The sequence below is a fragment of the Azoarcus sp. DD4 genome (assembly GCF_006496635.1).
Classification (GTDB): Bacteria; Pseudomonadota; Gammaproteobacteria; order Burkholderiales; family Rhodocyclaceae; genus Azoarcus.
This window is the reverse complement of the sequence record NZ_CP022958.1, coordinates 1859606-1872325: the sequence shown is the minus strand read 5'-3', so window position 1 is coordinate 1872325 and position 12720 is coordinate 1859606. Positions and strand designations below refer to the sequence as shown.

Annotated in this window: 14 protein-coding genes and 1 tRNA gene; 1 reads left to right on the top strand and 14 read right to left on the bottom strand. The window is 60.6% G+C overall.

Going from position 1 to position 12720, the window contains the following annotated elements:
• Nucleotides 1-29 precede the first annotated feature (29 nt).
• The 7 genes from CJ010_RS08775 to tpiA form a co-directional block, all read right to left on the bottom strand.
• Complete coding sequence (locus tag CJ010_RS08775; RefSeq protein ID WP_141017682.1) at nucleotides 30-1283, bottom strand: NADH-quinone oxidoreductase subunit D; 1254 nt, start codon at nucleotides 1281-1283, stop codon at nucleotides 30-32.
• A complete protein-coding gene (locus CJ010_RS08770) occupies nucleotides 1276-1881 on the bottom strand; it encodes an NADH-quinone oxidoreductase subunit C (protein ID WP_141017681.1) in 606 nt (201 codons plus the stop codon). Before CJ010_RS08770 ends, CJ010_RS08775 begins: the two co-directional genes overlap by 8 nt.
• Before the next feature lie 11 nt (nucleotides 1882-1892).
• The gene (locus CJ010_RS08765; protein WP_011765130.1) at nucleotides 1893-2369 is read right to left on the bottom strand and encodes an NADH-quinone oxidoreductase subunit B family protein; all 477 of its coding nucleotides are present in this window, start codon (nucleotides 2367-2369) and stop codon (nucleotides 1893-1895) included.
• 4 nt (nucleotides 2370-2373) lie between these two features.
• Nucleotides 2374-2748, bottom strand: coding sequence for an NADH-quinone oxidoreductase subunit A (gene ndhC, locus CJ010_RS08760; RefSeq protein WP_141017680.1), 375 nt, complete (start codon nucleotides 2746-2748; stop codon nucleotides 2374-2376).
• 99 nt (nucleotides 2749-2847) lie between these two features.
• A tRNA-Leu gene (locus CJ010_RS08755) sits at nucleotides 2848-2932 on the bottom strand.
• Nucleotides 2933-2996: 64 nt separating this feature from the next.
• Complete coding sequence (gene secG, locus CJ010_RS08750) at nucleotides 2997-3359, bottom strand: preprotein translocase subunit SecG (protein WP_141017679.1); 363 nt, start codon at nucleotides 3357-3359, stop codon at nucleotides 2997-2999.
• Nucleotides 3360-3384: 25 nt separating this feature from the next.
• Entirely contained in the window at nucleotides 3385-4140 is a 756-nt protein-coding gene (gene tpiA / locus CJ010_RS08745; protein ID WP_141017678.1) for a triose-phosphate isomerase, read from the bottom strand.
• Nucleotides 4141-4478: 338 nt separating this feature from the next.
• On the opposite strand from tpiA, the gene CJ010_RS08740 reads away from it, so the two are divergent.
• A complete protein-coding gene (locus CJ010_RS08740; RefSeq protein ID WP_141017677.1) occupies nucleotides 4479-4718 on the top strand; it encodes a DUF2789 domain-containing protein in 240 nt (79 codons plus the stop codon).
• Here CJ010_RS08740 and CJ010_RS08735 read toward each other — a convergent pair.
• The 7 genes from CJ010_RS08735 to folP form a co-directional block, all read right to left on the bottom strand.
• Nucleotides 4715-6331: a methyl-accepting chemotaxis protein gene (locus tag CJ010_RS08735; RefSeq protein WP_141017676.1), complete on the bottom strand. Its 1617-nt coding sequence runs from the start codon at nucleotides 6329-6331 to the stop codon at nucleotides 4715-4717. The two genes, CJ010_RS08740 and CJ010_RS08735, sit on opposite strands and share 4 nt — an antisense overlap.
• 205 nt (nucleotides 6332-6536) lie before the next feature.
• Complete coding sequence (gene pstB, locus CJ010_RS08730; RefSeq protein WP_141017675.1) at nucleotides 6537-7301, bottom strand: phosphate ABC transporter ATP-binding protein PstB; 765 nt, start codon at nucleotides 7299-7301, stop codon at nucleotides 6537-6539.
• Between the two features lie 33 nt (nucleotides 7302-7334).
• A complete protein-coding gene (gene pstA, locus CJ010_RS08725) occupies nucleotides 7335-8177 on the bottom strand; it encodes a phosphate ABC transporter permease PstA (RefSeq protein ID WP_141017674.1) in 843 nt (280 codons plus the stop codon).
• Between the two features lie 10 nt (nucleotides 8178-8187).
• Nucleotides 8188-9150 (bottom strand): phosphate ABC transporter permease PstC, encoded by a 963-nt coding sequence (pstC, locus tag CJ010_RS08720; RefSeq protein WP_141017673.1) that lies wholly within the window; start codon nucleotides 9148-9150, stop codon nucleotides 8188-8190.
• A 111-nt stretch (nucleotides 9151-9261) separates the two neighbouring features.
• The gene (gene pstS / locus CJ010_RS08715; RefSeq protein ID WP_141017672.1) at nucleotides 9262-10305 is read right to left on the bottom strand and encodes a phosphate ABC transporter substrate-binding protein PstS; all 1044 of its coding nucleotides are present in this window, start codon (nucleotides 10303-10305) and stop codon (nucleotides 9262-9264) included.
• Between the two features lie 149 nt (nucleotides 10306-10454).
• Complete coding sequence (glmM, locus tag CJ010_RS08710) at nucleotides 10455-11810, bottom strand: phosphoglucosamine mutase (RefSeq protein ID WP_141017671.1); 1356 nt, start codon at nucleotides 11808-11810, stop codon at nucleotides 10455-10457.
• Nucleotides 11811-11842: 32 nt separating this feature from the next.
• Nucleotides 11843-12664: a dihydropteroate synthase gene (gene folP, locus CJ010_RS08705; RefSeq protein ID WP_141017670.1), complete on the bottom strand. Its 822-nt coding sequence runs from the start codon at nucleotides 12662-12664 to the stop codon at nucleotides 11843-11845.
• Nucleotides 12665-12720 lie beyond the last annotated feature (56 nt).

Genomic DNA, 12720 nt, shown 5'->3' with positions numbered 1-12720 from the left:
CATGATCATCCTGCCGGTGCTGCGACGATTTATCTGTCGATCTCGCCGAACACCACGTCCATCGTGCCAATGATCGCGACGACGTCGGCGATCATGTGGCCTCGCGAAATATCGTCCATCGCCGCAAGGTGAGCGAAACCGGGCGCACGCAACTTGAGGCGGTACGGTTTGTTCGCGCCGTCCGACACTGCATACACGCCGAACTCGCCCTTGGGATGCTCGACGGCCGCATACACCTCGCCTTTGGGCACATGCATGCCTTCGGTGAAGAGCTTGAAGTGATGGATCAGCTCTTCCATGTTCGACTTCATCTGCTCGCGGGCCGGCGGCGCAACCTTGTGGTTGTCGGTGATGACCGGGCCGGGATTCTTGCGCAACCAGTCGATGCACTGGCGAATGATGCGGTTCGATTGGCGCATCTCTTCCATGCGACACAGATAACGGTCGTAGCAGTCGCCGTTCTTGCCGACAGGAATATCGAAATCGAGCTGGTCGTAAACTTCGTAGGGCTGCTTCTTGCGCAAATCCCACGCAATACCCGAACCACGCAGCATCGGGCCGGAAAAACCCCAGGCCAGCGCCTGCTCTGGCGACACCACGCCGATGCCCACCGTGCGCTGCTTCCAGATCCGGTTGTCGGTCAGCAGGGTTTCGTATTCATCGCAATAACGCGGGAAACGCTCGGTGAAGTCTTCCAGGAAGTCGAGCAGCGAACCTTGGCGTGCTGCGTTGAGGTCCTTGACGACACTCGCGTTCTTGAACTTGTTGGTCTGATACTGCGGCATGCGGTCAGGCAGATCGCGGTACACGCCGCCGGGGCGGTAGTAGGCCGCGTGCATGCGGGCACCCGATACCGCCTCGTAGGCATCCATCAGATCCTCCCGCTCGCGGAAGGTATAGAGCACCATCGTCATCGCGCCGATATCGAGCGCATGCGTGCCGACGTTGAGCAGGTGATTCAGCACGCGCGTGATCTCGTCGAACATCACCCGGATGTACTGCGCACGCAAGGGCACGTCGACACCCAGCAGGCGTTCGATTGCCATGCAGTAAGCATGCTCGTTGCACATCATCGACACGTAGTCGAGCCGGTCCATGTACGGGACGGACTGCACCCAGGTGCGCGTCTCGGCCAGCTTCTCGGTACCGCGATGCAGCAGACCGATATGCGGATCTGCGCGCTCGACGACTTCGCCGTCGAGCTCCAGAACCAGACGCAGCACGCCGTGTGCAGACGGATGCTGCGGCCCGAAGTTGATCGTGTAATTGCGGATTTCAGCCATGGCCGACGTCCCCGTAGTTCTCTTCGCGCACGATGCGCGGGGTGTTTTCGCGCGGCTCGATGGTTACCGGCTGGTACACCACTCGCCCTTGCTCCGGGTCGTAACGCATCTCGACATAGCCGGAAACAGGGAAATCCTTGCGGAACGGATGACCGACAAAGCCGTAATCGGTAAGGATGCGACGCAGGTCCGGGTGCCCGGCATACAAGATGCCGTAGAGATCAAAGGACTCTCGCTCGTACCAGTTCGCACTCGGCCATACATCCGAAACCGAGTCCAGCACAGGGAAGGCATCCTCCTCGGCAAACACGCGGACGCGCAGGCGCCAGTTGTGCCGGATGGAGAGAAGATGGGCTGCCGACGCAAAGCGCGGCCCCGTCCAGGCACCGTTGCCATACGCCGAATAGTCGAGACCTGAGAGATCGATCAACTGCTCGAACTGGAGATCCGCATGATCTCGCAGCGTACGTGACAACTGCAGATAGTCCGCAGCACCGACCTCGATGCTGACTTCACCGCGATCGACCACAAGCGACCTCAAGGTGTCGCCAAAGACGTCACGCAGCGTCTGGCTCAGGCGTTCAAGCTTGGCACTCATCTCTGACCCCGTCAGCGCGCAATGGTGTTAGTGCGCTTGATCTTGTTCTGCAACTGAATGATGCCGTAGAGCAGCGCCTCGGCCGTGGGCGGACAGCCCGGCACATAGACGTCGACCGGCACGATGCGATCGCAACCACGCACGACCGAATACGAGTAATGGTAGTAGCCACCGCCATTGGCACAGGAACCCATGGAGATAACCCACCGCGGCTCGGCCATCTGGTCATAAACCTTGCGGAGAGCAGGCGCCATCTTGTTGCACAGCGTACCCGCAACGATCATGAGATCGGACTGACGGGGACTGGGACGGAAAACCACACCAAAGCGGTCGAGGTCGTACCGAGAGCAACCGGCATGAATCATTTCGACAGCACAGCAGGCCAGACCGAACGTCATGGGCCACAACGAGCCAGTACGCGTCCAATTGATGACCGCATCGAGCGAAGTAGTCACAAACCCTTCGCGAAAGACGCCCTCAATGCTCATTGCATTACTCCCAGTCGAGTGCGCCGTTTTTCCACTCGACGATGTAGCCGATAACCAAAATAGCCAGGAACACCATCACCGAACCGAACACAAACCAGGCAAGCTCGCCGGCAGCAATGAATTCCTGAAAGACCGTCGCCCACGGAAAGAGGAAGGCGATCTCGAGATCGAAAAGAATGAAGAGAATTGCAATGAGGTAATAACGGACGTCGAACTTCATGCGGGCGTCTTCAAACGCCTCGAATCCGCACTCATAGGGAGACAGCTTTTCAGCGTCAGGACGATGGGGAGCAATGACTCGACCCAGAACGACAGGAACAACACCAATACCGAGACCAACGAGAATGAACATCAGAACGGGAAAGTAGTTTTCCAGCATGACTCATTGACCCCTATCGAGTTCGACGACTTGATGTCGCGATTATTGTTTTGGCCGCTTTGCAAGGAAACGCCCGCATATGCGGGCGTCATCCGAATCTGGTGCCGACGGTGAGACTCGAACTCACACGGCTTTCGCCACTACCCCCTCAAGATAGCGTGTCTACCAATTTCACCACGTCGGCAGGCGTTTCGTTACAGCCAAAGAATTATACGATGCTTTGCGCAGTGCGCAAAGTCCTTTCGGCTTTATTTCGGAATCTGCTGGGCCTTCGAAGCATCGGCCGGCGCCTCGACGGCAGGCTTCGCGGCATCGTCGGCGGGGGCGCTTTGCACGGCCCCTTCCATGACGCTGGAAGGCGCTGCGGGCTTGTTGCTGGCCAGGTAACTCAAGCTGAGACTAGTGACGAAAAACACCGTCGCCAGCACGGCGGTGGTTCGACTCAGGAAGTTGGCCGAGCCCGATGATCCGAACAGACTTCCCGAAGCTCCGCTTCCGAACGCAGCCCCCATGTCCGCGCCTTTGCCGTGCTGCACAAGAACCAGGCCGATCACACCCAGGCCGACCACTACGTGCACGACCAGCACCACAGAAAAAAGAATGTTGCTCATTACAGACCTTGAAAAATGACTTGCTTCAGGATTGAATCGCCGCCGCGCGGCAGATGGCGAGAAAATCGCGCGCCACCAGCGATGCACCGCCAATGAGACCGCCGTCGACTTCCGCCGCAGCGAACAGTTCGGCAGCGTTATCCGGCTTGACGCTACCACCATACAGAATCCGCACGCCGGCGGGCGCCTCGCAGTGACGTACCAGCCAGGCGCGAATGCCCTCGTGAACCTCCACCACCTGCGCCACCGAGGCCGACCGCCCACTACCGATTGCCCACACCGGCTCGTAGGCAACGACGATACGCGACAGCGCATTTGCATCCAGTACCGAACCAACCGCATCGAGCTGACGCCCGATCACCTGCATTACGAGGCCGGCGTCGCGCTCTTCCAGCGTTTCGCCCACGCATACGACGGGCGTCAGCCCGGCAGCCAGCGCAGCAGCCGCCTTGCGCCCGACCTGCTCATCCTGCTCTGCGAACAGCGCGCGCCGCTCGGAATGACCAACAATGACGTAGCAACAAGCAAATTCGGCGAGCATGGACGCGGAAACCTCACCGGTATAGGCGCCGCGGGCGAACTCGCTTACGTTTTGCGCACCCAGCGCCACCGCCGTTCCGTCGAGCATAGCCTGTAGCTGCGCCAGATACGGATACGGAACGCATACCGCGCAATCCACTAACGCCACCTCGGGCGCACTGGCGATATCCGCAACGAGCTCGGCGTTGGCAGCAAGACTGCCGTTCAGTTTCCAGTTGCCGGCAACCAGTTTCTTCGTCACGTGCAGACTGTCCGATAAATCGGCGGATTATATGTCCGTGCAGCTAGGCAGGCAAACTCCCCGCCGGAGTACCTTGGGGATCCGCCCCTCATCCTCGACACCCGCCCCGCCACCAAGAGCCGGCGGGCCCGGGAGGGGGCGCGGCGCAGACTCGGTGGAGACAGCGAACTCATCACCACATCTCACATCCCCCTGGCGGGCGCCAAGGGACGGGGTGAGCTTGTGTCGTAGATGAGCTATAAACGACTGGACGAACTGCTGCAGCCAACGCGGCATTCGCGCAACGTGCAGCCCCCGGGCCACGACGGGTCCGGCTGCGCTCATTAGGAGCCGACGTCATGGAAAAATCCATTCATCAATTGCCCGATCTGTTCGCCCAACTCGGGCTCGCGGCCGACGCCGAATCCATCACCCGCTTCATCAGAACGCATGCCCCGCTCGCCGACCACCTCCGGCTTGCGGAGGCGCCGTTCTGGAATCCGTCTCAGGCCGCTTTCCTGCGCGAGGAGATTGCGGAGGATGCGGATTGGGCCGAAGTGGTCGACCAGCTCGACGCTGCCCTGAGGAGCAGCAGCTAAGCGATTCGGAAGCGGCCAACGATGTCCGACATGCGCCCGGAGGTCTCGCGGGTGGAATCGGCACACTCGCGCGTACGGTCGGCGGCATTCTGAGCCTGGCGCATCAGCCCCTCGATCGTGTCCACCTGCGCCACGATCTGCGCGCTGGAGGCATGCCCGACCGCGACCTGGCGACCGATCTGGTCCACCGTGGCGACCACCTGGCGAGCCGCTGTCTCGATGTCAGCCATCGCATCGCCGGCGGCTGAGGTAAGCGCTATGTTGTGGCTGATTTCTTCGACCACCCGTTGCATTTGTCGGGTGGAATCGCCCGCCGTTGCATCGATACCCCTGACCTGCTCGGAAATGGACAGCGTCGCGGCGGTGACACGCTCTGCCAGCTTGCGGACCTCGTCCGCTACAACCGCAAAGCCTCTCCCAGACTCTCCCGCACGCGCGGCTTCGATTGCCGCGTTGAGCGCAAGAAGATTGGTCTGATCGGCAATTTCGTGTATTTCCTTGAGTTGGCTGGAGATCTTTCCGCTTGCTGCGGCCAGGGCATAGACACGTTGTGCGGCGGCCTCGACACCACCCGCCAGTGCATTGATCCGCTCTGCCGCTTCGCGTATCACCCGTCCGTTGTCGGTCGCCTGCCGGCCCGAGATTTCCGTGGCACGCCCCGCCTGCCGCGTGTCCGCATCGATCCGCAGCATCTGGGCCTGGACCTCCTTGACCGCCGTCTGTATGTCCCGCGACGAGGCGCTTCCTCCGGATGCTATTTCCACGAGCTCCAACGCCGACCGCTGCATTCTTGCGGCGATGATCTCGTTGCTTCGGATGACGTCCGCCATGTCCGCAAGACTGCGGCGCACCACATCGATCAAGGCGTTGAATGCGCGTACTGACTGCCCGACCTCATCGTCGCGGCTCACGGGGACTCGCCGGGTGAAGTCGAGGTCGCAGGATATCTGCACCATGGCCTGCTCCATCTCCCGCAACGGCAAGGTGATGCGGCGCGACAGCCGATACCCCAAGCTCACCAGTACGATCAGCGCAGCGAGCAACACCAGAGAGATGACGAGCATGGCCTGCTGCCCCGCAGCATCAATTGCGCGGAGCGAGTCCTCCTTTGCCCTGCGCTTTTCGACCAGCAAGGTACTGAGAACCTGCTCAAGTTCCTGCAACTGCGGTGCAGCGTTGCCGGCGAGAACAGCTCCTGCAATGAGCGGCTGCCCTTGCTTGCGCAGGTCAATCACCTGGTCCACCACCTCAAAGTAGCCGTCCAGACTGGTCATCGCCTGTCTGATCAGGCCTTCCTGTGTATCACCGATCGCAGTGGCGAACTGAGCTTCGAGTTGCTGGCGGAGAGTCCGCTGGCTCTCCGCGACTCGCTCGGCAAGCTGCTCCACGGTGCCGCTCCCGGTTTCATCTGCCGAGGTGCTCACAACCACATGCAGGGATTTCAGGTCGGACGAAATCTCAGCTGCGGCCAGAAAGGCCGGAACCGTCTGCTCAGTAAGCACTCTCGTCATGTTTGCACCGCGCTGAAACTGTTGCAGGGCCGCACCCCCAACGCCGAGCAAGGCGACAGCGGCAACAGTAAGGAGAAGCAGGAGATGCCGACGTATGCTCATCGAACGCGACCGTATCGAACCTGAAGGGTCGGCTACATTAGTACCGCTTCATTTCAGCGTTGTTACATGTAACAACGAAGCCCCACGACCAGCCCACTCCGTACGTCAAGCACCCCGTGGTTGTCGTATTCAAAACTACAATAATTCAATAATATTCAAATAATTAAGCAAAAAAATGGGGCGCCCAGCGCCCCGCTCTTTCACATCATCCGAAGCGACCGGTGATGTAGTCTTCGGTCTCCTTCTTCTTCGGCTTCAGGAACACCTCGTCGGTGACGCCGAACTCGACCATCTCGCCCAGGTACATATAGGCGGTGTAGTCGGAAATCCGCGCCGCCTGCTGCATGTTGTGCGTCACGATAACGATCGTGAATTCCTTTTTCAGCTCGTCGACCAGTTCCTCAATCCTCGATGTGGAAATCGGATCGAGCGCCGACGTCGGCTCATCCAGCAGGATCACCTCGGGCTTTACCGCAATGCCGCGTGCAATGCAAAGGCGCTGCTGCTGGCCACCCGACAGGCTCATGCCGCTTTGCTTGAGCTTGTCCTTGACCTCATCCCACAGCGCAGCCTTACGCAAGGCCCATTCCACCCGCTCATCCATCTGATTGACTGACAACTTCTCGTGCAATCTGACACCGAATGCAATGTTGTCGTAGATCGACATCGGGAACGGCGTGGGCTTCTGGAACACCATTCCAATCTTCGCCCGCAGCACGCTCACATCTACGTCGCGGTCCAGCAGATTGCGACCGTCGAACAGCAACTGCCCTTCGGCGCGCTGCTCCGGGTAAAGGTCGTACATCCGGTTGATCGTACGCAACAGGGTCGACTTGCCGCAACCGGACGGTCCGATGAAGGCCGTGACCTTGTGGCGTGCCATCTTGAAATTGACGTTCTTGAGCGCGTGGAACTTCCCGTAGAAGAAGTTGAAATCCTTGAATTCGATCTGCGCGTCAGTGATTTCCATTTTGGTCCCGAATCGTGAGCTCAGCGCCGAGCCTTAGTTGATCTTTTCAGCCCGCAGGAAAACCCGGGCAATGATGTTCAGAACGAGCACACCCAGGGTGATCAGGAACACCCCCGCCCACGCCAGCTGCTGCCAGTTCGTGAATGGGCTCATCGCAAACTTGAAAATGGTGACCGGCAGATTGGCCATCGGCTCGGTCATGCTGAGGCTCCAGAACTGATTCGACAGTGCGGTAAAGAGCAAAGGCGCCGTTTCACCGGCAATCCGCGCAACCGCGAGCAGAACTCCGGTGACGACACCTGCACGCGCAGCGCGCAACGTAACCTTGGAGATCACCACGCTCTTCGGCGCTCCGAGCGCGAATGCAGCCTCACGCAAGGTATTGGGGATCAGTTGCAGCATGTTCTCGGTCGTGCGGACCACCACCGGCAGCACGATCAAGGCAAGCGCGATCACACCCGACCAAGCGGAAAACTTCCCTGTTTTGGCAACCACGACCGCATATACGAACAGGCCGATGACGATCGACGGTGCCGACAACAGCAAGTCGTTGATGAAACGGGTGGTCTTCCCCAGCACGGTGAAACGGCCGTACTCGGCAAGGTACACCCCGGCCAGGACACCGATAGGCGTACCGACCGCGGTCGCGAGTGTAACCATCAGCAGGCTGCCGACGATCGCATTGGCGAGACCACCGACATCGTCGCCCGGTGGTGGCGTCATCTCGGTGAATAACGTCGCCGAAAGGCCCGACACACCGAGTTCGAGGACGGTGAACAGGATCCACGCCAGCCAGAACAGTCCGAAGGCCATTGCCGACATCGACAGGGTCAAGGCCAGCTTGTTGACCAGTTTTCTTCTTGTGAGCAGGTTCATGGGTGGTTACTCAGCTCTTCGCGCCTTCGCCCTGGGCGAGCCGCAGGAGCAGGAGCTTGGAAACGACGAGGACGATGAGCGTGATCGCAAACAGGATCAGGCCGAGTTCCATCAGTGCGGCCGTATGCAAACCCGGATCGGCCTCGGCGAACTCATTGGCGAGCGCAGAAGTGATGCTGTTACCCGGGTCGAACAGTGATGCCGAGTTGAGGAAGTTGGTATTGCCGATGACGAAGGTAACCGCCATCGTTTCACCAAGCGCTCGCCCGAGCCCGAGCATCACGCCACCAATCACACCCGTCTTGGTGTAAGGCAGTACAACACCCCACATGACCTCCCAGGTCGTGCAGCCAACACCGTAGGCCGACTCCTTGAGCATCGCCGGCGTCACTTCGAACACGTCGCGCATGACAGAAGCGATGTAGGGGATGATCATGATCGCGAGAATAATGCCCGCGCAGAGCAAGCCGATCCCGAGCGGGGCCCCCGCAAACAGCTGACCGACCACAGGCAGCTTTCCCAGTGTCGCTTGCAGTACCGGCTGCACGTACTTCGCAAAGATGGGGGCGAACACCAGCAGGCCCCACATGCCATAAACGATACTGGGAATCGCGGCGAGCAACTCCACGGCCGTTCCCAGCGGACGCCTCAACCAGGTCGGGGACAACTCGGTCAGGAAAAGCGCAATACCGAAACTGACCGGCACCGCAATCAACAGGGCGATGACGGACGTCACCACGGTACCGTAAATTGGAATCAGCGCACCGAACTTCTCCATCGGCGGATTCCAGTCCGACGAGAACAGGAAACCGATTCCGAACGCTTCGATGCTCGGCCAGGATGCATAGGTCAGCGCAACGACAATGCCGGCCAGCAGGACCAGCGTCAGGAAAGCGAACGATCGTGAGAGCGTCGCGAAAACCCGATCGCCCAATTTTGAAACCACGGAAGATTTGAATTCGGTCGCCCGCATGCTCGCTCCAGTAGGAACCGCCGCCCGAACGCCGCCCGCAGAGAGATTCAAGCCAAAGGCCTCTTCGGCCTCTGGCTTCTGGTTACGCAGAACCACGCGCTGACGCTCGCTTTATTCGGCGGAGAAGACCGACTTGCCCGATGCATCCTTCATCTGACCCCAGGAGGTGCGGATCAGCTTCAGGGTCGCAGCCGGCAGCGGTACGTAGTCAAGTTCGGCCGCCATATTGCCACCGTTCTTGTAAGCCCAGTCGAAGAACTTGAGCACTTCAACGGCCTGCTGCGGCTTGTCCTGGACCTTGTGCATCAGGATGAAGGTCGCCGCGGTGATCGGCCAGGCACCCTTCCCAGCCTGTTCGGTCAGGATCTCGTAGAAGTTCGACTTCGACCAGTCGGCGCCCGCAGCAGCAGCAGCGAACGCGTCGTCGGTCGGCGACACGAATTCGCCATTCTTGTTCTGAACCAGGGTGTAGGCCAGCTTGTTCTGCTTGGCGTAGGCATACTCGACATAGCCGATCGCACCCGGCAGACGCTGCACGAAGGCCGAGACACCCTCATTGCCCTTGCCCCCCAGACCGACCGGCCACTGCACCGCGGAGCCCTCGCCAATCTTGTCCTTCCAGTCCGTCGAAACCTTCGACAGGTAGTTGGTGAAGACGAAGGTCGTACCCGAACCGTCGGCGCGGCGTACCACACCGATCGCCTGATCAGGCAGGCTCAGACCCGGATTCAGCGCAGCAATCGCCTTATCGTTCCAGTTGACGATCTTGCCCTGGTAGATGTCGGCCAGAAGCTGACCGGTCAGCTTCATGTCACCGGCCTTGATGCCGGGCAGATTGACCACCGGCACCACGCCACCGATCACCGTCGGAAACTGTTGCAGACCGCCCTTCTCGAGTTCCTCGCCCTTGAGCGGCATGTCGGAGGCACCGAAATCGACCGTCTTCGCGTTGATCTGGCGAATCCCGCCGCCGGAACCGATGGACTGATAGTTCACCTTGTTGCCGGTAGCCTTTTGATATGCATCCGCCCACTTGGCATAGATCGGAGCCGGAAAAGACGCACCCGCGCCGGTAATTTCGGCGGCCTGGACACTCATGGCAACCAGCATTGCGGAAGAGGCAACAAAGGCGAACTTCTTCGAGAAGCGAATCATGACAACCTCTAATAGGGAACCGAGCGCGCAAGATAGCAGCCGATTGTTACAGTCGCGTTTCATGTCTTCTTAGCTTAAGAAAGCGGTTCGGCAAAGGCCGACTTCTCCACAGATGCCCGACTGGCCCCGCCCCTGCTCCGCGACGCACCTCAAGCCGCGACCGCAGCCTCAACGGCACCCGCTATCCGTCGGGCCAGCGCTTCCACCAAGGCGCCATCGCGGCCTTCCACCATCACCCGCAGCAACGGTTCGGTTCCAGACGGACGCAGCAACACCCGGCCACTGTCCCCGAGTTGCCGCTCGGCCTCGTTCCTGGCAGTTGAGACCCCCACATCGGCCTGCCAGTCGAAACCCAACGGCAGCCTGACGTTGATCAGGCGTTGCGGATAGAAGACCAGGTCTGCACACGCCTGGGCAAGCGTCAGGTCGCGCTGCTTGAGTGCGGCCAATACCTGCAGTGCGGAGATGATGCCGTCGCCAGTGCTATGCCGGTCGAGGCAGATGATGTGGCCAGAATTCTCGCCACCGATCTTCCAGCCCCGCTCATGCAGCATCTCGAGCACGTAGCGGTCACCGACCTTGGCCCGTGCAAACGGCACGCCGAGGCGTCCGACGGCGTGTTCGAAACCGAGATTGCTCATCAAGGTTCCGACCACGCCCTCAAGCCGGCCTTCCTCGCATCGTGCAGCGGCGATCACATAGAGCAGTTTGTCGCCGTCGTATATTTCGCCATGACGGTCGACCATGACCACGCGGTCGCCATCGCCGTCCAACGCGATACCGACATCAGCACCTTGCGCGAGCACGGTCTGGCGCAGATGTTCCGGCCGCGTCGCCCCGACATCGTCATTGATATTCAAGCCATTCGGCTCGACTCCGACCGTGATGACCTCGGCCCCGAGTTCGTGAAACACGCTGGGTGCAATGTGATACGCCGCCCCGTGCGCGCAGTCCAGCGCGATCCGCAGCCCACGCAAGTCGAGCTCATTGGGAAAGGTACTCTTGCAGAACTCGATGTAGCGCCCGGCAGCATCGTTGATGCGACGCGCCCGCCCCAGCCGCGCCGAATCGGCACAACCCATCGGCTGCTCCAGACGGTCCTCGATTTCCGCCTCTACCGCATCAGGCAGCTTCGCTCCCCCCGCGGAAAAGAACTTGATGCCGTTGTCAAAGAAGGGATTATGCGAAGCCGAGATCACGACCCCCGCCTGCAGGCGCAAGGCCCGCGTCAGGTACGCCACGGCAGGAGTGGGAATCGGCCCCGCCAGCATGACATCGACACCGGCGGCGGCAAAACCCGCCTGCAACGATGCCTCCAGCATGTAGCCCGACACACGCGTGTCCTTGCCGATAAGAATCGCGGGCCGCTCGCCTGCCGGAAGGTGCTCACGAGCCACCAGGGTCACGCCGGCCGCGTAACCCAAACGCATCACGAATTCGGGCGTAATCGGCTTCTCACCGACGCGCCCACGAACCCCATCCGTTCCGAAATACTTACGTCCCATCCCGTCCTCGGTCGTTTTCCGCAAAGCGCGGATTATGACATTGCCCGCATCACAAGGAGCGCATCGCGGGTCGGTGCAACGTCGTGTACGCGAACGATGGCCGCCCCGCGTTGCACCGCGATCATCGCAGCCGCCACGCTCGCCGCCAGCCGGTCTGCAACCGGTTTGCCCGTGATCGCGCCCAGCATGGTCTTGCGTGACAGTCCCGCAAGTATCGGCAGATCGCGCCTGCGCAAGACCGCCATGCTCCTCATCAACGCCAGATTGTGTTCCAGCGTCTTGCCGAAACCAAAGCCGGGATCGAGGACAATGCGCTCCATGGCGACACCGGCGGTTTCCAGTGTTGAAAGACGCTCATCGAGAAAGCCCGCCACCTCGGCAACGACGTCGCCATACTCCGGCGCGTGCTGCATGGTCCGAGGCTCGCCACGCATGTGCATCACGCACAGCGCGACTTCGCTGGCAGCGACAGCATCGATGGCTCCCGGCGCGCGGAAGGCGTTGACGTCGTTGATGAGATCCGCGCCGGCGGCGATCGCCGCCCGCATCACCGCCGGCTTGAGCGTATCGACCGACAGGGGAACCCCCCAGTTCGCCAGCGCCTCGACAACGGGAACAATGCGATCCAGTTCCTGTTGCTCCGAAACCGGGTCCGAACCGGGCCGGGTGGACTCGGCGCCGATATCGAGGATGTCAGCCCCTTCGTTCAGCGCGGTCTCAGCCCGGCGAATGGCCGCCGAAAGATCACCTTGCAGACCGTCGCCGGTAAAGGAGTCATCGGTGACATTGACGATGGCCATGATCTGGGGACGCTCCAGATCGACCTCGAAGCGTCCGCATCGCAGTTTCGACATGCCCCACCTGTGAAACGAAAAAGGGCCGGTTCTCACCGGCCCAGTATGGAGGACGC